23 protein-coding genes are annotated in these 19,896 nt (G+C 64.3%); 12 read left to right on the forward strand and 11 right to left on the reverse strand.

Annotated elements, in window-relative coordinates:
- Positions 1-6: 6 nt before the first annotated feature.
- Complete coding sequence (gene sbmA / locus D3227_RS11360; RefSeq protein ID WP_120014200.1) at positions 7-1,266, forward strand: peptide antibiotic transporter SbmA; 1,260 nt, start codon at positions 7-9, stop codon at positions 1,264-1,266.
- A 31-nt stretch (positions 1,267-1,297) separates the two neighbouring features.
- Here sbmA and D3227_RS11365 read toward each other — a convergent pair whose 3' ends face one another.
- Positions 1,298-2,299, reverse strand: coding sequence for a polysaccharide deacetylase family protein (locus D3227_RS11365; RefSeq protein WP_120014317.1), 1,002 nt, complete (start codon positions 2,297-2,299; stop codon positions 1,298-1,300).
- A 202-nt stretch (positions 2,300-2,501) separates the two neighbouring features.
- Between D3227_RS11365 and D3227_RS11370 the strand changes: the two genes are divergently transcribed.
- Together D3227_RS11370 and der are read left to right on the forward strand one after the other, a co-directional pair.
- Positions 2,502-3,167 (forward strand): tetratricopeptide repeat protein, encoded by a 666-nt coding sequence (locus D3227_RS11370; RefSeq protein WP_120014318.1) that lies wholly within the window; start codon positions 2,502-2,504, stop codon positions 3,165-3,167.
- A 3-nt stretch (positions 3,168-3,170) separates the two neighbouring features.
- Positions 3,171-4,598, forward strand: a complete 1,428-nt coding sequence (gene der / locus D3227_RS11375; RefSeq protein WP_120014201.1) for a ribosome biogenesis GTPase Der — start codon at positions 3,171-3,173, stop codon at positions 4,596-4,598.
- Between the two features lie 228 nt (positions 4,599-4,826).
- Here the strand turns inward: der and D3227_RS11380 are convergent, their stop codons facing one another.
- Positions 4,827-5,747 (reverse strand): LysR substrate-binding domain-containing protein, encoded by a 921-nt coding sequence (locus D3227_RS11380; protein ID WP_120014202.1) that lies wholly within the window; start codon positions 5,745-5,747, stop codon positions 4,827-4,829.
- A gap of 113 nt (positions 5,748-5,860) precedes the next feature.
- Between D3227_RS11380 and D3227_RS11385 the strand changes: the two genes are divergently transcribed.
- The 7 genes from D3227_RS11385 (at position 5,861) to D3227_RS11415 (ending at position 11,420) form a co-directional block, all read left to right on the forward strand.
- Positions 5,861-7,165 (forward strand): MFS transporter, encoded by a 1,305-nt coding sequence (locus D3227_RS11385; RefSeq protein ID WP_120014203.1) that lies wholly within the window; start codon positions 5,861-5,863, stop codon positions 7,163-7,165.
- Between the two features lie 125 nt (positions 7,166-7,290).
- Positions 7,291-8,475: a cell wall hydrolase gene (locus D3227_RS11390; protein ID WP_120014204.1), complete on the forward strand. Its 1,185-nt coding sequence runs from the start codon at positions 7,291-7,293 to the stop codon at positions 8,473-8,475.
- Between the two features lie 267 nt (positions 8,476-8,742).
- A complete protein-coding gene (locus D3227_RS11395) occupies positions 8,743-9,138 on the forward strand; it encodes an AtpZ/AtpI family protein (protein ID WP_120014205.1) in 396 nt (131 codons plus the stop codon).
- Between the two features lie 68 nt (positions 9,139-9,206).
- Positions 9,207-9,965, forward strand: a complete 759-nt coding sequence (locus tag D3227_RS11400) for a F0F1 ATP synthase subunit A (protein WP_120014206.1) — start codon at positions 9,207-9,209, stop codon at positions 9,963-9,965.
- Between the two features lie 66 nt (positions 9,966-10,031).
- Positions 10,032-10,256, forward strand: coding sequence for a F0F1 ATP synthase subunit C (locus D3227_RS11405; RefSeq protein ID WP_006206606.1), 225 nt, complete (start codon positions 10,032-10,034; stop codon positions 10,254-10,256).
- 65 nt (positions 10,257-10,321) lie between these two features.
- Positions 10,322-10,918 (forward strand): F0F1 ATP synthase subunit B, encoded by a 597-nt coding sequence (locus D3227_RS11410; RefSeq protein WP_120014207.1) that lies wholly within the window; start codon positions 10,322-10,324, stop codon positions 10,916-10,918.
- A 10-nt stretch (positions 10,919-10,928) separates the two neighbouring features.
- Positions 10,929-11,420: a F0F1 ATP synthase subunit B gene (locus D3227_RS11415; RefSeq protein ID WP_120014208.1), complete on the forward strand. Its 492-nt coding sequence runs from the start codon at positions 10,929-10,931 to the stop codon at positions 11,418-11,420.
- A 239-nt stretch (positions 11,421-11,659) separates the two neighbouring features.
- Here D3227_RS11415 and D3227_RS11420 read toward each other — a convergent pair whose 3' ends face one another.
- Together D3227_RS11420 and D3227_RS11425 are read right to left on the reverse strand one after the other, a co-directional pair.
- Entirely contained in the window at positions 11,660-12,355 is a 696-nt protein-coding gene (locus D3227_RS11420; RefSeq protein WP_120014209.1) for a ribonuclease HII, read from the reverse strand.
- A 158-nt stretch (positions 12,356-12,513) separates the two neighbouring features.
- Entirely contained in the window at positions 12,514-13,668 is a 1,155-nt protein-coding gene (locus tag D3227_RS11425; RefSeq protein WP_120014210.1) for a PA0069 family radical SAM protein, read from the reverse strand.
- Between the two features lie 150 nt (positions 13,669-13,818).
- Between D3227_RS11425 and D3227_RS11430 the strand changes: the two genes are divergently transcribed.
- Both D3227_RS11430 and D3227_RS11435 read left to right on the forward strand, forming a co-directional pair.
- Positions 13,819-14,322, forward strand: coding sequence for a glycosyltransferase (locus tag D3227_RS11430; protein ID WP_120014211.1), 504 nt, complete (start codon positions 13,819-13,821; stop codon positions 14,320-14,322).
- Positions 14,323-14,530: 208 nt separating this feature from the next.
- Positions 14,531-15,502: a hypothetical protein gene (locus D3227_RS11435; RefSeq protein WP_120014319.1), complete on the forward strand. Its 972-nt coding sequence runs from the start codon at positions 14,531-14,533 to the stop codon at positions 15,500-15,502.
- Here the strand turns inward: D3227_RS11435 and D3227_RS11440 are convergent.
- The 7 genes from D3227_RS11440 to D3227_RS11470 all read right to left on the reverse strand — a co-directional run bounded on the left by D3227_RS11440 (position 15,492) and on the right by D3227_RS11470 (position 19,805).
- On the reverse strand, positions 15,492-15,920 hold the full coding sequence (locus D3227_RS11440; RefSeq protein ID WP_120014212.1) for a GFA family protein: 429 nt from the start codon (positions 15,918-15,920) through the stop codon (positions 15,492-15,494). The two genes, D3227_RS11435 and D3227_RS11440, sit on opposite strands and share 11 nt — an antisense overlap.
- Positions 15,921-16,060: 140 nt before the next feature.
- Positions 16,061-16,603: a molybdenum cofactor biosynthesis protein B gene (moaB, locus tag D3227_RS11445; protein WP_120014213.1), complete on the reverse strand. Its 543-nt coding sequence runs from the start codon at positions 16,601-16,603 to the stop codon at positions 16,061-16,063.
- Entirely contained in the window at positions 16,590-17,486 is an 897-nt protein-coding gene (locus tag D3227_RS11450) for a 4-(cytidine 5'-diphospho)-2-C-methyl-D-erythritol kinase (protein WP_120014214.1), read from the reverse strand. The genes moaB and D3227_RS11450 overlap by 14 nt, the downstream gene beginning before the upstream one ends.
- Positions 17,487-17,511: 25 nt before the next feature.
- Entirely contained in the window at positions 17,512-17,697 is a 186-nt protein-coding gene (locus tag D3227_RS11455; RefSeq protein WP_120014215.1) for a hypothetical protein, read from the reverse strand.
- Between the two features lie 82 nt (positions 17,698-17,779).
- Positions 17,780-18,643 carry a S49 family peptidase gene (locus D3227_RS11460; protein WP_120014320.1) on the reverse strand — a complete coding sequence of 288 codons (864 nt, stop codon included), beginning with the start codon at positions 18,641-18,643 and terminating at the stop codon, positions 17,780-17,782.
- Positions 18,644-18,780: 137 nt separating this feature from the next.
- The gene (locus D3227_RS11465) at positions 18,781-19,581 is read right to left on the reverse strand and encodes a tRNA1(Val) (adenine(37)-N6)-methyltransferase (protein WP_120014216.1); all 801 of its coding nucleotides are present in this window, start codon (positions 19,579-19,581) and stop codon (positions 18,781-18,783) included.
- Positions 19,581-19,805 carry a putative signal transducing protein gene (locus D3227_RS11470; protein ID WP_120014217.1) on the reverse strand — a complete coding sequence of 75 codons (225 nt, stop codon included), beginning with the start codon at positions 19,803-19,805 and terminating at the stop codon, positions 19,581-19,583. The genes D3227_RS11465 and D3227_RS11470 overlap by 1 nt, the downstream gene beginning before the upstream one ends.
- Between the last annotated feature and the right edge of the window lie 91 nt (positions 19,806-19,896).

A 19,896-nucleotide genomic window follows, 5' to 3' on the forward strand; every position in this document is an offset into this window, starting at 1 on the left:
GCCACAGTGTTCGTATCCTTTTTCCCGCAGCCGAAGCTCTTTTTCACCTCGGCTGCCGTCTGGAGCCTTGCCGCGATCCTGTTCTGGTTCTTCGGTGGCGAGCAAGTTGGCGCCATGCTTGGCCTGCCACCTGCTGCCGCCGGTGCTCCGCCCATCATCGGCATCGCCGTGCTCTGGTCCAAGCCATTCCTATGGTTCTACATCTACTTCGTACTTTGTGTCGCTGCCTTCTACGCCTTCTGGGCCTGGTATTCTCCGCATCCCTGGCAGAACTGGTCGATCCTGATGACGGCCGTCATCCTGTTCTTCATCTATTTCAACGTTCAGGTCAGCGTCGCGGTCAATGCCTGGTATGGCCCATTCTTCGACTACGTGCAGGGACTGATGTCGGGTACGGGAAAGTCGACCGATAGCGAGTTCTATCTCGGATTGGCCGATTTTTCGTGGCTGGCGCTGGTCGGTATGAATGTGCAGGTGGTCAATGCCTTCATCGTCAGCCACTGGATCTTCCGCTGGCGCACGGCGATGAACAACTATTTCGTCGAGAATTGGAGCAGGCTGCGCCACATCGAAGGTGCCTCACAACGTATCCAGGAAGATACGATGCGGTTCTCGCAGATCATGGAGGATCTGGGTTCCAGCTTCGTCCAGTCGATCATGACCTTGATCGCCTTCCTGCCGGTCATGATCCAGTTGCAGGCCCACATCACTGAGTTGCCGATTGTCGGAGCAGTCCCCCAGCCGCTTGTTGTCGCAGCACTTGCCTGGTGTCTGTTCGGAACGATTTCAGTGATGGTTGCGGGTCTGAAGTTGCCGGGATTGCAGTTCCGCAACCAGCGCGTCGAGGCCGCCTATCGCAAGGAACTTGTCTACGGCGAGGATTATGCCGACAGGGCTCAGCCGGCGACCACCGCCGAGCTGTTCGCCAATGTTCGTCACAACTACTTCAGGCTCTATTTCCACTACATCTATTTCAATGTGGTCCGGTACACCTACCTGCAGGCCGACAACATCTTCTCCCTGCTGATCCTCGGCCCCTCGCTCGTGGCGCACAAGATTACCTTCGGAGCCCTGAACCAGATATCGAACGCATTCGGCAAGGTGACGGGGTCGCTGCAGTTCCTGCTCAGCTCGTGGTCGACCATCGTCGAGCTTCAGTCGGTGCACAAGCGACTGCGTGCCTTCGAAGCGACGCTGGAAGGCGAACCGCTGCCTGAAATCGATCAGCGCTACCTTGAACGTCAGGGCGCAGAAGACCCGGCCTGATCACATTTTGGTTAGGAGAAGCGTGGGCGGTTCAGCCGCCCACCACCGCCTGTCTGTCGCCGGCGCGTTGCCGCGCGACATAGTCGCGAAAGCTGATGCATTCGACATCCGCTTTGACGCAGACGTCGCCGGCAAAGCGCTCCAGCGCATTCCAGTAGGCGCCGCCATTCATCAGCGTGAAGTGGAAGCCGAGTTCCAGCGGGATACGCTTGCCCTGGTATTGCCTGTCGAAGGCGGCGCGGAACGCTTGATAGGTTCGGTCAGCGAATTCGCCCGCCATGCTCGGCCGCTCGAAGCCGCCGGAATGGCGGACATAGAGATTGTAGTCCATGGCGATCACCGGCCTTGCCTTCGGGCCCTCCGGTATCTGCGGCAGCGAAAAACGCGTTATGCCGTTTCTCTCCGTTGGCTGGGCCGGGCCTTTCGAGACTCCGCTGGCGTCGAACTCGAAGCCGGCCGCGGGAAGTGCCTCGTAAAGCGCCTTGTTCGCTGACAGATAGGGCGCGCGAAAGCCGACCACCGCATGCCGCGCGAAAGCGCGCCAGCTTGATGGCTCGGGCGCAATGCCGTTGATCGAATAGGCATTCTCGAGGATGTGTTCGAACGAGCCGAACTCGGCGAGCCAGTCGGCCTTGCTCCAGCCCTTGCCGTCGAAATGACCGCAGCCATGGCTGCCTATGTCGTGGCCTTCCGAAGCGGCCAGCCCGATCTGCTCGAGCCGATCGGCCACGTCCTGCTTCGAGGCGGCAAAGCCGATATTCGATTTGCCGGCGCTCTTGCCCGGCGCAGTGTATTCCGTGCGCGTTTGTGGCGAGAGCAGGAAGACGCAGGACAGAAAATAGGTGAAATGCGCGCCGGTGCGCTCAGCCAGCGCCCGGCTGCGTTTCCATTGCGAAATGTCGCGGGCGCTGTCGAAGGAGATGATGATGACCTGCTTCGGCCTTGCCGGCGCCGCGGGCGGATCGGCGATAGCCGTGCCGGCCATTGCCAGCAAGGCAAGAGAAGACGCAACAACGCGGGACAGAAGGGGCATCGGCTCTGGTCTGGACATCGGAAGGTTCGAGGACCGGCTACCGGCGAAATGTGGCGCGGGTACGGTCACCTGCACGGGGCGTCTTTGCCGAGCCTGGACCTCTATCCGCCGATTTTCCTGCCAAGCCCCTTCCATGCCGACAAAATTTCGCTAAAACGCGGGCTCAAGAAGCGCCCCGGCCGGGGCTGCAATGGTTTTGATGATGTCGGACGACAGTTTTATCCGCGAAGTCAACGAAGAGATTCGTCGCGAACAGGCGCACGCGCTGTGGGACCGTTTCGGTCCGGCCCTGCTTGTCCTTGCCATCCTGGTGGTGCTCGGCACCGCCGCCGTCGTCGGCTACCGCTATTGGGACGAGAGGCGCGCCAACCGCTCGGGTGACGCTTTCTCGCAGGCGCTGAAGCTCGCCAATGACGGCAAGAGCGACGAGGCGCTGGCCGCGCTGGATTCACTGGAGAAGGACGGCTACGGCGCCTATCCGCTGCTCGCCCGCATGCGCGCCGCGACCGTCAAGGCCGACAAGGGCGATGTCGATGCGGCTGTCAAGGATTTCGACGACGTTGCCGCCGACACCGCCATTCCCTCGGGCATCCGCGACATGGCGCGCCTCAGAGCAGCACTCCTGCTCGTCGATCACGGCACGTTCGCCGACGTCTCCAGCCGCGTCGAGGCGCTGACCGCAGACACCAACACGCTGCGCCACACCGCGCGCGAAGCGCTCGGTCTTGCCGCCTGGAAGGAAGGCAAGTCTCAGGATGCGCTGAAACTGTTCGACCAGATCGCCTCGGATGACGGTGCCCCGCGCAATGCGCGCCAGCGGGCGACTTTGATGTCCGAGCTGATCCGCGGGTCGGGCAGCGCGTCGTGATGCATGAGTTTCAAAGTCGCCATCATCGGCCGGCCTAACGTCGGCAAATCGACTCTTTTCAATCGGCTGGTGGGAAGGAAGCTGGCGCTTGTCGACGACACGCCGGGCGTCACCCGCGATCGACGCGTCCATGCGGCCAAGCTCTACGACCTGCATTTCGACGTCATCGACACCGCCGGCTTCGAGGACGCGGCGGCCTCGACGCTGCCTGGCCGCATGCGCGCGCAGACCGAGATCGCCATCCGCGAAGCCGATCTGATCTTCTTCACCATCGACGCCAAGTCCGGCCTGCTGCCTGACGACAGGACCTTTGCCGAAATCGTGCGCAAATCCGGCAAGCCGGTCGTGCTGGTTGCCAACAAGGCCGAGGCGAAGGGCGCCCAGGGCGGCATGCTGGAAGCCTGGGAGCTCGGTCTCGGCGAGCCGATCCCGGTCTCGGCCGAGCACGGCCAGGGCATGCCTGATTTGCGCGACGCCGTGATCGCGGCGCTTGGCGAGGAGCGCGCCTTCGGCGAGGAAGAAGAAGATGACGAAGAGGTCGCCGCCAGCGAGGTGCTGATCGGCGAGGATATCGCCGATCCGGATGCCGAGCCGAGCTACGACGACACCAAGCCGATGCGCATCGCCGTCGTCGGCCGCCCGAACGCCGGCAAGTCGACGCTGATCAATGCGCTGATCGGCGAAGAGCGGCTTTTGACCGGGCCGGAAGCCGGTATCACCCGCGATTCCATCTCCGTCGACTGGGACTGGCGCGGCCGCCGGCTAAAACTGTTCGACACCGCCGGTATGCGCCGCAAGGCCAGGATCCACGAGAAGCTGGAAGTAATGTCGGTGCAGGACGGCCTGCGCGCCATCCGTTTCGCCGAGATCGTCATCATCGTTCTCGACGCCACCATCCCCTTCGAGAAGCAGGATCTGCAGATCGCCGACCTGATCATCCGCGAGGGCCGCGCGCCGGTGATCGCCTTCAACAAATGGGACCTGATCGACAGACCGCAGGAACTCCTGGCGGAACTGCGTGAGAAGACCGAGCGGTTGCTGCCGCAGGCACGCGGCATGCAGGCGGTGACGGTCTCGGCCGAGACCGGGCGCGGCCTCGACAAGCTGATGGATGCGGTCATCAGGACGCACAAGGTGTGGAACAGCCGCGTCTCGACCGGCAAGCTCAACCGCTGGCTGGAAGGCATTTTGGCGCATCATCCGCCGCCCGCCGTCGCCGGCCGTCGGCTCAAGATCAAATATGTCACCCAGGCGAAGACCCGCCCGCCGGGCTTTGTCGTACAGTGCTCGCGGCCTGATGCGATGCCGCAATCCTATGTACGCTATCTCTCGAACAGCCTGCGCGAAGCCTTCGACATGCCGGGCGTGCCGATTCGCATCGCCTTGCGCACCTCGGACAATCCCTTTGCCGGCAGGGCCAAGAAGCGCTGAGCGGCAGCGCCTTGGCGATTAGCGGAAACGCCCATCGCTTCGTCATCCTGGGGCGGAGCAAGGAGCGCAGCGACGCCGCAGATCCCAGGATCCATGCCGTAACTTCAGAGCGCTGCTGCGGTGCAGAATTCTGCTCCGCTCATTCTTCGACCCAGGTCACGGAATGGATCCCAGGTCTCCGCGACGTCGCTTTGCTCCTGCTTGGCCCTGGGATGACGAAGCTGAAGGCTAAGCGACATTCCTCAGGCCTTCATCGGCCTCGGCGCTTTCGGGCAGCGCCTGCAACGCCGCCTGCAACAATATGTCGGCAAGGCGCGCCGCCACCGGGTCCAGCTCGGCCTCTTTCTGGTGCAGGACCAGCGCCATTTTTGGCAGCGCGGGCAGCCCAAGCACCTGCGGCGCCATTGCCCTGACACTGGCGGGCAGGCCGATATCGGTGCGGATCGTCAGGCCGAGCCCGGCGGCGACCGCCGCCCAGATGCCGCCAAGGCTGGGGCTTGAGAAGGCCATCCGCCACGACAGGCCGGCGCGGTCGAGCGTCTCCGTCGCCACCGTGCGCAGCAGGCAAGGCGCTTCCAGCGCCACCAGCGGCAGCGGCTCGCCTTGGCGCAGTCCGGCCTCGATCAGCCTTGCCGGGCCGACCCAGCGCATCTGCACGTCGGCGACATGCCGGCTGTAGGGCAGCGTCGCGCCATTGTGCCAGGCCAGCGCGATGTCGAGGCTGCCCGCCGTGATCCGTTCGGCAAGCTCATGGCTGCGCGCGATCCGCGCCTCGATCTTGACCTTGGGATGGGCGCGGGCAAAACGCCCCAGCACCTCCGGCAGCACCGCTTCGCCGAAATCCTCCTGCAGCCCGAGCCTTACCCAGCCTTCCAGCTCGACGTCGTGGATGGCGGACGCCGCCTCGTCGTTGAGCTCGATCAGCCGGCGGGCATATCCAAGCATCGTCTCGCCGGCTTCGGTCAGCGCCAGGCCGCGGCCAGCCTTGCGGAAGATTGGCGTCGCCGCCTGTTCCTCCAGCTTCTTCAATTGCGCGCTGACCGCCGAGGTCGAGCGCCCCAGCCGGTCGGCCGCCTTGGCGAAGCTGCCCAGCTCCATGCCGGTGACGAAGCTTCTGAGGACGTCGAGGTCGAAGGTTACGCGTCGCATGATAATAATCCTGTTTTTCGGGAATGAATGTTAAAAACTTCCCAATATTCAGGATGAATCTATGGCGGTAGAGACGGTGCGTCAAGGTCCCAGTCCATCGCAGGAGCCGAGCCATGTCGGTCATCGTCACACACGCAAATCGCCTCCCGGGCCGGTCCCGGCCGGGGATCGCCACGTCTCCCGAGGCGGCTTCTCCCAATAGGCATCACCGCTGGAAGGTGCTCGGCATCGGCGTCGCCGCCAACGCCAGCTTCTCCACCATCTTCAGCGGCATTCCGGCAACGGCGGTGTTCATGCGCCAGGGCTATCACCTGGGCAACGGCCAGCTCGGCCTCGCACTTGGCCTTCTCGGGCTGGGTGTCGCGCTGAGCGAACTGCCCTGGGGCCTGCTCACCGATCGCTGGGGCGATCGCGGCGTGCTGCTGACCGGGCTTGGTGCGACCGCGGCCTGGCTCCTGCTCATGGCGTTCTTCATTGTGCCGTCGGCATCGCATGTTCCCGACGTTGCCGTGCTTGCCGCCAGCCTGCTGGTTGCAGGTCTGCTTGGCGGCAGCGTCAATGGCTCCAGCGGCCGCGCCATCATGGCCTGGTTTCAAGAGGGCGAGCGCGGCTTTGCCATGAGCATCAGGCAGACCGCGGTGCCGCTGGGCGGTGGGCTCGGCGCGCTTGTCCTGCCGTCGCTGGCGTCGGCCTACGGCTTTGCCGTGGTCTTTGGTCTTTTGGCGTCGGCGTCGGCGGTCTCGGCTTTCTTCGCCTGGCTTTGGTTGCATCAGCCGCCGGCGGGAGACGATGCCGGCAATGCGGTCGCGGCAAGACCAGCCGGTCCGGCGCCGCTGCGCAACCTCGAGGTCTGGCGCCTCGCGACGGCCATCGGCCTGCTCTGCTTTCCGCAGGTGGCGGTGCTTACCTTCGCGTCCGTCTTCCTGCACGATTTCGCCGGCATGGGCACGCTGGTGATCAGCGCCAGCCTCGCCGCCGTTCAGGTCGGCGCCATGGTCCTGCGCGTCTGGAGCGGCCGCTTCACCGACCGCCACCGCAACCGCCGCCCGTTCCTGCGGCTCTGCAGCGCGTTGAGCGCGTTTGCCTTCGCCGGTCTTGGCCTGCTGGTCCTGGCGGCCGCCGCCACGCCCGGCTGGCAGCCCGTGCTGATGCCGGCGGTTGCGGTGGTGCTGGTCGTTGCCGGCATCTCGGTCTCCGCCTGGCATGGTGTCGCCTATACCGAGCTCGCCACGCTTGCCGGCGCCAGCCGTGCCGGAACGGCGCTCGGCCTCGCCAACAGCTTCGTCTTCATCGCCTTCTTCCTGGTGCCGGCGGGCATTCCGGGATTGCTGCTGCTCTCGTCATGGGCGGGCGTATGGCTGGCGGCGGCCGTCTGCGCACTGATCGCCTGGCCGATCTTTCTCCGACCGCCTGGTTGAGGGGGGCGGACACGTCCCTTTTCGGATCAACATCAAAAAAACACGATCGAACTCGTTAACGCCCCATCAAGGTTAATGCATCATTTTGACTCTCCAGAGGGTCAGTTGCGTTTCTGGAGAGTTCCGTGCATCGACGTGTCTTGAAGCGGCTGGCCGCCGTCGCCGGTGAGAAAAGACGTTCGTTCCTGTCTCCGCTGATCATCGGGCTCGGCATCTGGGTCGGCTTCCCGACCGTCATTGCCTATCAGGACATGACCAGCCTGGTCTCCGGCCTGGAGAAACCGAACGCCCGCTGGAACGCCTATGTCGAGAAATCCGTCGCCGGTTCTGTGCATGCCGCCGAAATGCCGTTCGTCGATTCCGTCTCCACCGGCTCGATCTCCGGGTCGGGCGTCAAGTTGCCCGGCATTGGCGCCGTATCGTTTCGCGGCAAGGGCAACGTCGCCGGCACGATGCCAGACGAGGATCGTATCATGCGCGCCGACAAGAAGGGCCGCATCGTCCATATCTCGCCGGTGGCGCCTCCAAAGAACTTCAACGCCGGCTCGATCTTCGAGCGCACCTCCTCGCTGCTGCGCCCGAGCATGGACAGCGGCCTGAAGCTCGCCTTCGCTAAGCCTGGCATCAAGGGCAAGGAGATCCAGATCGCCCAGGCCTTCCACGTCCGCGAGGACGAGAAGCCAGATCCTGGCGTCCCAGCCATGCTCGCGGCTCTCGTCAACAATGACAAACCGGATGTACTGGCCACCGCCTATGCGCAGGCCGAACCCGATTACGCCAAGGCCTCGCCCTTCGAGGCCCTGCTGCAGGACGAACAGCCGAACAGCGGCCGCTTCATCCCGCCGATGAGCAAGGGCGATCACTCGTGGATCCAGAACCCGCTGCCGGCCAGCGTCTTTTCCAAGCCGGAGCAGGCATGCCTTGCCAACGGCATCTACTTCGAGGCGCGCGGCGAATCCGTGCGCGGCCAGGCCGCCGTCGCCCAGGTCATCCTCAATCGCGTCCGCAACCCGGCCTATCCGAATTCGATCTGCGGCGTCGTCTACCAGAACGACCATTGGTACAATCGCTGCCAGTTCTCCTTCGCCTGCGACGGCCGCAAGAAGCGCATCGAAAATCCTGTCGCCTACAAGACCGCCCAGGATGTCGCCATGGCCGTCACCGCCGGCAAGATCTTCATTCCGGAAGTCGGCTCCTCGACCCATTATTACGCTAACTATGTCCATCCGGGCTGGGCGCGCACGATGAAGAAGATGACCAAAATCGGCCTGCATATCTTCTATCGCACCTATGGCGGCGGCTGGAGCTGAGCGGTCACCGGCCGGGCGTTTCCGGCGAGCCGGAAAGGCTTCAGGGCCCGGCAGCCAAAGACCCGTCACCGCAAGGATTCGGCAGGTACATGCCCGCAACTGCGGCGGGCACGATGTCGCACCTAAATAAGTGATTGATTTAACTAGGAAAAATACATCACATTGAAGTTCGGCCCGTGGCTTGACGGGCGCGGACCCTCTAACTATGTTGCCGGCGACTTTGGTAGCGGACGGACGGCGACGATCTGACCGGGCAGGGGGGTTGCGATGGCCGACAAAAACGGGCCAGACGGAACCGGAGAAACCGGCCGCGGCAAACAGCACGAAGCCGACATCCGCGACGACGATCTTGAGCGCCGCCGGCGCGATCTTGAAGCATCGCTTGCGACAAGACGGCCGGACCGGCTCGAGGGGAAAGACGCGAAAGTGGGCAGTGTGGCCGGATATGGCCAGGCGCTCAAACTATCCAGCGAGTTCATCGCCGGCATAGTGGTGGGCGTCGGCCTTGGCTGGTTCTTGGACCGTATGGCGGGAACATCGCCATGGGGTCTTATCATCGGTCTGCTGCTGGGTTTTGGCGCCGGCGTGCTCAATGTCCTGCGCTCGGCGGGAATGATGGCGGAATTCGGACAGGGCGATAAAACGCGCGATCCGAAAGACTAAGACGAGGCGCTGTCAAAGGCGCGAAAACAGGACACTGAAGCCGCACGCGGCTTTGACGGGGATGTAAAGTGGCTGCTGACAAGGTCGATCCGATCCACCAGTTCCATATCGTCAAGTTGATTCCGATCAACATCGGCGGCTACGACCTGTCCTTCACCAATTCGGCGCTGTTCATGGTCGCGACGGTCGCCGTCGCATCGGCGTTCCTCTATCTGACCACCGCGAGCCGCAGCCTTGTTCCGGGCCGCCTGCAGTCGGTTTCGGAGATGGCTTACGAGTTCGTCTCCAACATGCTGAGGGACGCTGCGGGAACGCAGGGGTTGAAGTTCTTCCCCTTCGTGTTTTCGCTGTTCATGTTCGTGCTGGTCGCCAACCTGCTCGGCCTGTTTCCCTATTTCTTCACCGTCACCAGCCACATCATCGTCACCTTCGGCCTCGCCGCGCTGGTCATCGGAACCGTGGTCGTCTACGGCTTCATGAAGCATGGCCTCGGCTTCCTGAAGCTGTTCGTGCCGCATGGCGTGCCGGTGTTCCTGCTGCCATTGGTGGTGCTGATCGAAGTGATCTCCTTCGTGTCGCGCCCGGTCAGCCTCTCGGTTCGTCTGTTCGCCAACATGCTGGCCGGCCACATCACGCTCAAGGTGTTCTCCGGCTTCGTCGTCAGCCTCAGCGCGCTCGGCGCGGTCGGCGTCGCCGGTTCGGTTCTGCCGCTGGCCATGGCCGTGGCGCTGACGGCGCTTGAACTGCTGGTCGCCTTCCTGCAGGCCTACGTGTTTGCCGTGCTGACCTGCATGTATCTCAACGACGCCCTGCATCCCGGGCACTGACAACAAGTTTCCGGCATTGCCGCCGGATGGAAATGCAACGGAATTATAGATCCAAAGGAGTTTGAAATGGACGCAGAAGCAGCAAAGTACATCGGCGCTGGTATCGCTTGCCTCGGCATGGGCGGCGCGGGCATTGGCCTCGGCAACATCTTCGGCAGCTACCTGGCGGGCGCTCTGCGCAACCCGTCGGCCGCCGATGGCCAGTTCGGCCGCCTGATCTTCGGCTTCGCCGTGACCGAAGCTCTGGGCATCTTCTCCCTTCTCATCGCGCTTCTGGCCCTGTTCGGCTGAGCACTCGGGAAGATTGGGCAGGCCGGCCGCGATCCTGCGGCAGGCCTGATATCAGGGGATAGTCCATGTTCGTGACATCTGCCTTTGCAGAAGAGTCAGCGCCGGCTGCCGAAGGCACCGCCGGTGCGGGAGCCGAAACGCATGCCGGCACCGCGGTGCCCGGAGAGGCGCACGGCACGTTCCCGCCATTCGATCCGGCGACGTTCCCGTCGCAGCTTCTGTGGCTGGCGATCACCTTCGGGCTGTTCTACCTGTTCCTGAAGCGGGTGGTGATGCCGCGTCTCGGCGGCATCATCGATGTCCGCAACGACCGCATCACCCAGGACCTTGACCACGCCGCCAAGCTGAAGGGCGAGGCCGACGCCGCCGTTGCTGCTTACGAGCAGGAACTGGCGGAAGCCAAGACCAAGGCCAACGCCATCGGCCAGCAGGCCAACGACGCCGCCAAGGCCGAAGCCGAGATCGCGCGCAAGAAGGTCGAGGCTGCCCTCGACAAGAAGCTCGGCGAGGCCGAAGCCAGCATCGCTTCCATCAAGGCCAATGCCATGAAGGAAGTCGGTTCGATCGCCGAGGACACCGCTTCGGCCATCGTCGAGGCGCTTGTCGGCGGTAAGGCCAGCAAGGCCGAGATCGCGGCCGCGGTCAAATCCGTGGCCCGGTGAGGAGCGCATCATGGACGCCACATCTCTCGCGACAGTCTGGGCCACGGTTGCCCTGTTCATCTTCCTCGGCGTTGCCGTCTACATCAAGGTGCCGCGCCTGATCGCCAAGGCACTCGACGCCCGCGCCGCCAAGATCAGCAACGAGCTCGAGGAAGCCCGCCGGTTGCGCGAAGAGGCCCAGCAGCTGCTCGGCCAGTACCAGAAGAAGCGCAAGGAAGCCGAGCAGGAGGCCGCCGACATCGTCGCCGCCGCCAAGCGCGAGGCCGACCTGCTCGCCGCCGAGGCGCATAAGAAGACCGAGGACTATGTCACCCGGCGCACCGCGTTGGCCGAGCAGAAGATCGGCCAGGCCGAGCGCGAGGCAGTCGCCGAAGTGCGCGCCAGCGCCGTCGACATCGCCGTCGAGGCAGCGCGTACGCTGCTTGCCGGCAAGATCGACGCCAAGGCCGGCGCCGACCTGTTCAAGGCCTCGCTGCAGGACGTGAAGGCCAAGCTGAACTAAGTCACAGCAGCAAGCACATCATCGAAAGCCGCCCGGGCAACCTGGCGGCTTTTTTGTTGTCTCGTCGATCGTCATCCTAGGGCGAAGCAAGGAGCGAAGCGACGCGGCGCAGACCCTAGGATCCATGCGTGACCTGCGTACGCCGCAACGATGCAGAAACTCTGATGGGTCGCATTCCTCGGCGACCGTCACGGCATGGATCCTCGGGTCAAGCCCAAGGATGACGAAGTGCCGCCCCTTCAATCCAGCCCTGCTAGCCCCTCTTCGTCGGCCACCTCAGCTCCGCCCAGCCGGAACGGCGCGAACGACACGCGGTGCAGCCGCGCCACCGGGCCGTGCGCTTCGATCGCGGTGCGATGGCGGGCCGTGGCATAGCCCATATGGACCTCGAAGCCGTAGCTGTCGTGGTGGTTGCCGCAGCCGCACATCATGCGGTCGCGCATCACCTTGGCGACGATGGAGGCGGCGGCGATCGACTGCGAGCGCTGGTCGCCCTTGATCAGCGCGCGCCCGGCGCAGGTGAGGCCCGGCGGCACGTCGCGGCCGTCGGCTAGCGCCAGCTTCGGCTGCACGGAAAGACCGGCGACAGCGCGGCGCATCGCCTCCAGGCTGGCTTTGAGGATGTTGCTGCCGTCGATGCCTTCGGCGCTGATCGAGGCCATCGAGACGGCAAAGGCCGATCCCAGGATCCTGGCGAACAACGCCTCTCGCTGCAGGTGGGTCAGGCGCTTGGAATCGTCGAGACCTTCCGGGATGTTGGCTGGATTGAGCACCACCGCTGCCGCAACGACCGGTCCGGCCAGCGGGCCGCGCCCGGCCTCGTCCATCCCCGCCACAGGCCATAGGCCTTCGGCCATCGCCTTCGTCTCGAAGGAGAAGTCGGGCTTCTCGACGATTTCGAAAAGAAGCGGAGAATCGGAACGCGCGCGAGCCATATTGCGGCGAGGTTCGCATCGGCTCCGATTCTCCGCAAGTCCCTCCGGGTCGGGTGGGGCACCTGGACCGGGAGGGCACCGTCTGCAGGCCGGGGGGACAGGGCCGGACGGGATTCTTTTCTCATGCACCGGCCAGCGAAGGCCGGTGCCCGATCTTCCTAAAGCAGCATCAACTGCTCCGTGGCATTGGCAGCGGCGACGAACTGGTCTGTCCTGAGCGTCCGCCGCTCGGCGTTGAGGCCGAGCCGCTTGGCGGTGATCTCGAAGCGGCGGCCGATCTGCCAGGCATAGGGTCCAGCACCCTTCATGCGCTTGCCCCATTCCGAATCGTAGTCCTTGCCGTCGCGCATCGAACGGATCAGCGACATGACGTGCCGGTAGCGGTCGGGATAATGCCGCAGCAGCCAGTCCTTGAAGATCGGGGCCACCTCCAGCGGCAGGCGAAGTATGACATAGCCGGCCTCACGCGCGCCGGCGGCGCGTGCCGAATCGAGGATGCGCTCCATCTCCGGATCGGTAAGGCCGGGTATGATCGGCGCCACCATGACGGAAGCCGGAATGCCTGCGTCCGAAAGTTGCCGGATCGCTTCCAGCCGCTTGGTCGGCGTCGACGCGCGTGGTTCCATGGTGCGCGCCAGCATGCGGTCGAGCGTCGTCACCGACAGCGCCACCTTGGCCAAGCCCCGTTCGGCCATGCGCGACAATATGTCGATGTCGCGCGTCACCAGCGCCGACTTGGTGACGATGCCGACCGGATGGCCGCGCGCCTCCAGCACTTCGAGGATCTCGCGCATGATCCGGTACTGCTTCTCGATCGGCTGGTAGGGATCTGTGTTGGTGCCGATGGCGATGGTGCGCGGCTGGTAGCCGGGCTTCGACAATTCCTTGTCGAGCATCCGTGCCGCGTCCGGCTTGGCGAACAGCTTCGATTCGAAGTCGAGCCCCGGCGACAGGCCCATGAAGGCGTGCGTCGGCCTGGCGAAGCAATAGACGCAGCCATGTTCGCAGCCGCGATAGGGGTTGATCGAGCGGTCGAAGGAAATGTCGGGCGACTCGTTGCGGGTGATAATCGTGCGCGGCTTCTCGACCTGCACCTCGGTCTTGAACGGCGGCAGGTCCTCCAGCGAATTCCAGCCGTCGTCGAAGACATGCCGGCTGACCGGCTCGAAGCGGCCGGACGGATTGATGCCGGCAGAGCGGCCGCGATTGCGGTCCGGCCGCACGCGCATGCCGCTCTGCTCGATCATCGCATTCGCCATCTCGGCCCTCCCGGCCCCGAAGGCTGCAATGTCGGCACGCACGATCTGTTCCATCTTTGCCCTCTCCCAGGGACTGTCGGCAGGCTGTCGAATCGCTCTATTCATGAAACTATTCCTATTTTGTCGACGAGAACAAAGCAAGAACTTTCTATGCTGCGATGCAAAAACTGGCGCGGCGTGCGGCTTTCCGCTATTCGGCTAAACATGCTCAGCGTTCTCATCGAAACCCTGAATGACGAAGAGGGCCTTGCCCGCACGCTCGCCTCGCTGATCGGCGGCGCGGTCGAGGGCGTGGTGCGCGATGTCATCGTCTGCGACAACGGTTCGACCGACCAGACGCACCGTGTCGCCGAGCATGCCGGCTGCCACTATGTCGTCGGCGGCATCGCGGCCGGCATCAGGCAAGCCAAGGGCGACTGGCTGCTGTTGCTGGAGCCCGGCGCGCGGCTTTCGGAAGGCTGGATCGACGAGCTTGTCGCCCACACCGCGAGGCAAACCATGCCGGCGCGGTTTGCGCGGGCGCGGGGCAGCCGTACGCCGTTCCTGGCACGGGTCTTTTCGGGCAACCGGGCACTGGCCGAGGGGCTGGTGATCAGCAAGCGCCAGGCCGCCGCCCTCTCGAAAAGCGCCCGCAGCGCCGAGGCCATTGCGCGCGGCCTTGCGACCAGGAGGCTCAACGCGGAGATCTGGGTCGCGCCATCGAAATGAGGCCCTTTGCCCCGCCTTCGCGAACGGACGGAGCTTCACTCGTTCCCACGGCCAGGTGAATTTGTTGCCGGTGCGTTGTCTATTGTGCATTGCACAAAATATGACGGGGGCGTAGCATTCCCTCCACGCGGGACAATCGGGTTTGGGTAATGCCGGAGCGGTGAGCAACCGACGCTGCGTCGGCGCCGCATTCATACCCGAGGACCCGATGACCTTTACAAGCCCAGACAAATCCGGCGCCGCCAGCTTGGAGGCAATTGCGCGAAATGGCAGCATGTTGCGCCGCATGGCAGCGCGCATCCCGACCTATCTGACCGATCTTCGCGAAAATCCCGCCTGGTTGCCGATGTTCGTCCTCGCCCGCACCATGCCGGGTCGGCGCCTGCACTGGCTCGGCGCCAAACAGGCCAAGCCGACACGCAACGAGGATACGATGTTTGCCGGCGTCGACCGCGCCGCGGTTGTCGGCGCATTGAAAGCGGACGGGTTGTTTTCAGGGCTGGTGCTGCCGCAGGCCATTCACGAGGAAATTGCCAGCTTCGCCGAGCGCACGCCTTGCTTCGGCAATTTCGACCGTCGTCTCGAGTTCATGCCAGGCGAGCATGCCGAGGCCGAAAAGCGTTTTGGCCGCCCGTTGCTCAGCGGCCATTTCTTCGAGCGTATCCTCGATTGCGATGCCGCTTTGGCCATTCAGCACGACCCGCTGCTGCTTGATATCGCCGCGCACTATCTCGGCGGCCAGGCGAAATTGATCACGACGCGCGTCTGGTGGAGCTTTCCGACTGGTGCGGCCTCGGATGCCGACAAGAACCTTGCCTCGCTCGGCAAATACCACTTCGACCTGGACGACTGGCGGATGCTGAAATTCTTCTTCTATCTCAAGCCCGTCGATGCCGACACCGGTCCGCATGTCTATGTCCGCGGCAGCCATAACCGCCGCGCCGTGAAACACCAGCTGACGCTGCTCGTCGGCCATCCGGCGCCGGATGTGCTCGGCGTCTACGGCGACGACAGCCCGGTGACGCTGACCGGCGAAGCCGGTCTCGGCTTCGTCGAGGATCCGTTCGGCTTCCACATGGGCACCGTGCCGACGCGCACGCCGAGGCTGATGATGGAAGTCGGTTTCGGCGTCTCGTCACCGTCACGCCGCCGCTTCCACGGGGAACCGGTCATTCGCTGAAACGCATCTCGATCGGCATCCAGAACGAGCGCCGCCGGGCGAGGCGGCTCTCCCTGCTTTCGGCATCGAAATTCACGGCGACAGGCTCGCGGCTGAACTGCATCCGGCCGTCCAGCGCGTTGATGTTGACGATCGCCCTAGCGTCGCTCTTATCTCCGGCAATGGCGGCGACATAGACGCCGCATTCCCGGCAGATCAGGTAATCGGCGGTCCGCAGTCCGAACTGGTATTTCCGCAATCGCGTTTCGTCCTTCACCGCGATGATCAGCCTGCCGGCCGGATCGGCGGCGGCGCGCGAGCCATGTCTGGTACAGAAGGAGCATTGGCAGGCGCGAACCTCGATTTGCGGCGGTTCGATCTCGCTTTCGAATGTCAGGTGTATATTGCCGCAATGGCAGCCGCCGGTGTGTCGGTTCATCGCATGTCTCGCTCACGAAGGTCGTGGCGCAGACTATTTTTCCGGCGTCCGATTGGGAATGGCGCTTCGAAGGCGCAAGCGCGGTTCTGCCTGGCAAACCAAAAGTCGCGGCAACGAATTGCCTGCGACCTGGCCATCCTTCATCCGCGCCTGAGATGCTCGTCCAGGCGCGGCATGATCTCGACGAAGTTGCAGGGCATGTGGCGGTAGTCGAGCTGCGGCTTCAGGATGCCGTCCCAGGCGTCCTTGCAGGCGCCGGGTGATCCCGGCAGCACGAAGACGAAGGTGGCGTTGACGACGCCGCCGGTCGCCCGGCTCTGGATCGTCGAGGTGCCGATCTTGTCGTAGGAGATGCGGTGGAACACTTCGGAAAAGCCGTCCATTCGCTTTTCGAAGATCGGCTCCAGCGCCTCCGGCGTCACGTCGCGGCCGGTGAAGCCGGTGCCGCCGGTGGTGATGACGACATCGATGTCCTTGTCCTGCGACCAGCCAAGCACCTTGTCGCGGACCTTGTCACGGTCGTCGGTGACGATATCGCGGGCGGCAAGGATGTGGCCGGCCTCCGTGATGCGGTCGGCCAGCGTCTGGCCGGACTTGTCGTCGGCAAGGCTGCGCGTATCGGAAACGGTCAGAACCGCAATGCGCACGGGAATGAAGGGACGGCTTTCGTCAATCCTGGCCATGGGCGTCAGCCTCCATGCTTCGTGTCGCGGCGACGAACCAGTCGGGATGGCGGCTGCGTATGTCGAGTGCGGCACGCTTGGCGACATTGCCGGTCTCGAACAGCCCGAAGCAGGTGGCGCCGGAGCCCGACATCCGGGCAAATCCCGCTCCAGCCTTGTTCAGCACCGACAATGTCTTGCCGATGGCCGGCTGGATCGCGCGCGCCGCCGGTTCGAGATCGTTGCGGGTGATCTCCAGCCAGTTGCGGACGCTGTGGAAGTCGATTCTGCTGGGCAGCGGCGGCAGCCCGTTATTGTCGCGGCTGGCGAGCGCTTTGAACACCTCGGCCGTCGAGACGGCGGTGCCGGGATTGACCAGCACCAGGCCGAGCGCCGGAAAATCCGGTACGCTCGACAACTCGTCACCGATACCGCGCGCGACGAGGGGTTTTGCCGCCAGGCACATGGGAATGTCGGCGCCAAGCGTAAGCCCGATGCGCGCCAGTTCGGCCTCATCGATATCCAGCCTCCAGGCATCCACGAGCCCGCGCAGTACCGCCGCCGCATCGCTCGATCCGCCGCCGACGCCTGAGGCAACCGGCAGGTTCTTTTCCAGCCTGATGGCGACAGGCGGCGTCCGCTGCGGGCCGGCTTCCCGCCGCAGCGCCTCGCGCGCCTTCACCACCAGATTGCTGTCGTCGAGTGGGACCGCGGACGCGTACTTGCCGGAAGCGGAAAAAAGATCGCTGTCGGCGCGCTCGATCTCGACCCTGTCGCCGAAGCGGGTGAAGACGGCGAGGCTCTCGATCAGGTGATAGCCGTCGGCGCGCCTGCCGGTGACATGCAGCGCCAGATTGATCTTGGCGGGCGCAAGCCAAGTCCGGGCCGCTGCCTCGGAGTTCAATGTGTCGGTTGCAAGGGAAATGCTGTCAGTCCTTGGCCAAGCGGTATTCGCCGGTCTTGGGGTCCTTGACCAGTGTTCCCATCGTACCGTTGGCCGCCTGCTTTTCGGTGCGCCGGATCTTGGCCGTCACGCGTTCGGCTTCCCTGACGAAGGAGCGGTAGCCGACATAGGCAAGCACGCCAATGGTGACGAAGAAAATGATCTGCGGCATCTCAAACTCCTCCCTCGAAAAGGCGGCGAAGGCGGCCGGTCGGGTCGGTCAAGGCGATATGCTAGACGGTTTCACTGTTTTTTCAAAGCCCGAAGCGCGCCCACAGCGCGCGCTCTTCCGCCGCATCGATGATGCCACTGGCAGCCGCTGCGGCAATGTCGGGCGCCGAAAAGCCTTTGCTCGAGCCGAACAGGCCAAAACGGCCGAACAGGCCGCGCGGCGCCGTGATCAACTTGAGCTGTGTCTTTGGCCCGAACCGGGTCTTGAGCACCGTGCGCATATCGCCCAGCGCGTCGACAAGGCCGAGCTCAAGACCCTTCTTTGCCGTCCAGAACAGGCCGGTGAACAGATCCGGGTCGTCCTTGAGCCTGGTGCCGCGCCGTTCCTTGACGAGATCGATGAAGGTCTCGTGCACCTCGAGTTGCAGGGCTTTCAGCCGCTCGACGTCTTCCTTCTTCTCCGGCTTGAACGGGTCCAGTACCGCCTTGTTCTGGCCGGCCGTGTGCACGCGGCGCTCGACGCCGATCTTTTTCATCAATTCGGGAAAGCCGAACGAGGCCGACACCACGCCGATCGAGCCGACGATGGAGGAAGGATCGGCAAAAATCTCGTCGCCGGCAACGGCGATCATGTAGCCGCCCGATGCCGCCACGTCCTCGACGAAGACCAGCACCTTCTTGTTCTTTTCCGTCGCCAGGTCGCGGATGCGCTTGAAGATCAGCCGCGACTGCACTGGCGAGCCGCCCGGTGAATTGATCGAGATGGCAACCGCCGGCGCATCGAAGGAAAACGCCTTTTCGATCAGGCCGGCGGTCGACGCCAGCGAGAGGCTCGGCCGGAACTGGCCGCCGCCTGCCATGATGATCCCCTGCAGCCGGATGACCGGAACGGTGACGACGGTGGAGCGCCAGGATTTCGGCAGCAGGCGGTTCAAGAGGCGTTTCACGAGGGCGTTGTCTCCGGTCAATGTGCAAAGAGCAGGATCAGGTCAGGTTTGGTCTTATGTTTCTGGGACGGCGCAGCGAACTTGCTCCGGGCATGTAGGGATTTTCCAGCCAACAGCAATGCTATGTGGCCGGCGGATCAGTCGCCGAACAGCGACGCCAGTCCGTTGTTGATCATCTCGGTCCGCTCCGCTGGTCCGTTGCCCGATTGCGCATGCAGCATCAGCGGCGGGCGGATCGACAGTTTTCCGCGCGCGCCGAGTGCCGCCCTGACGACGATGCGGATCGCCGATGCCTCGGGGCGCGGGTGGACCGAGAGCAGTTCGGCGTCGCCGAAGCGGCCCTCGATCGCATCGAGAAGCGCGCCGAGCTGCTCCGGCCGGGCAATGACGGCGAGCCCGCCGCGCGGCCTCACGACCGCGGCGGCACTGCGGATCCAGCTCTCGAACAGCCCGTCCTCCATCACGTGGGCCTGCTTGCGCAGCGGATCTGGTGTGGCGCGATCCTCGGCGGCGTTGAAGGGCGGATTCATGATGACGAAATCGAAGGAATTGTCGGCAAGGCCGGCGTCGCCTCTCGCCTTGCCCGACAGCGTGACGTCGGCGGCCAGCACCGAGGCGCGATCGCCGAGATGGGCGTTGCCGGGATGGGCAAGCGTGGTCGCAGCGAATCCCGCCATTTCCTCGGAGCGTTCGACCAGCACGGCCCGGGCAGACGAACAGCGCGACAGCACCGCCAGGCCCGCGGCGCCGGCACCGGCGCCGAAATCGGCAAGCCGGCCGGCAAAGGCGGACGGCACGGCGGCGGCCAGCATCATGGCATCCATGCCGGCGCGGTGGCCGCCCGCCTGGGGCTGCACCAGCCAGAAGCGACCGCGATGGAAGGCATCGACCGTGTGGGCGGGCGTATCCGGAACAAGGGCGGCGGGCGAAGCGGACATTATTTTTGGCGGATCTCGTTGGCGATGCCGGCATCCGTCAGGATGCGCCGCGCCGCATCCGCCTGGTCGGCGTCGACCATGACGCGCCGGGGCAGGATGCCGATCGAACCGTCGAGCACGCTCATGTTCTGGTCGGCGACGAAACAGGCAATGCCGGCATCGCGCATCAGCGATTCGACAAAGGAGATGATCACGGCATCGTTGGTGCGAATGAGCTCTATCATCGGACGAAAATCGCAGGTTGCGGCGTTCCTGTAAACGTGGGCGGTCGCCTTGCCGGTTGCAACCGCGCCAATTCGCCTCTTGCCGTGCCCG

The organism is Mesorhizobium waimense, assembly GCF_003601975.1.
Lineage (GTDB): Bacteria > Pseudomonadota > Alphaproteobacteria > Rhizobiales > Rhizobiaceae > Mesorhizobium > Mesorhizobium waimense.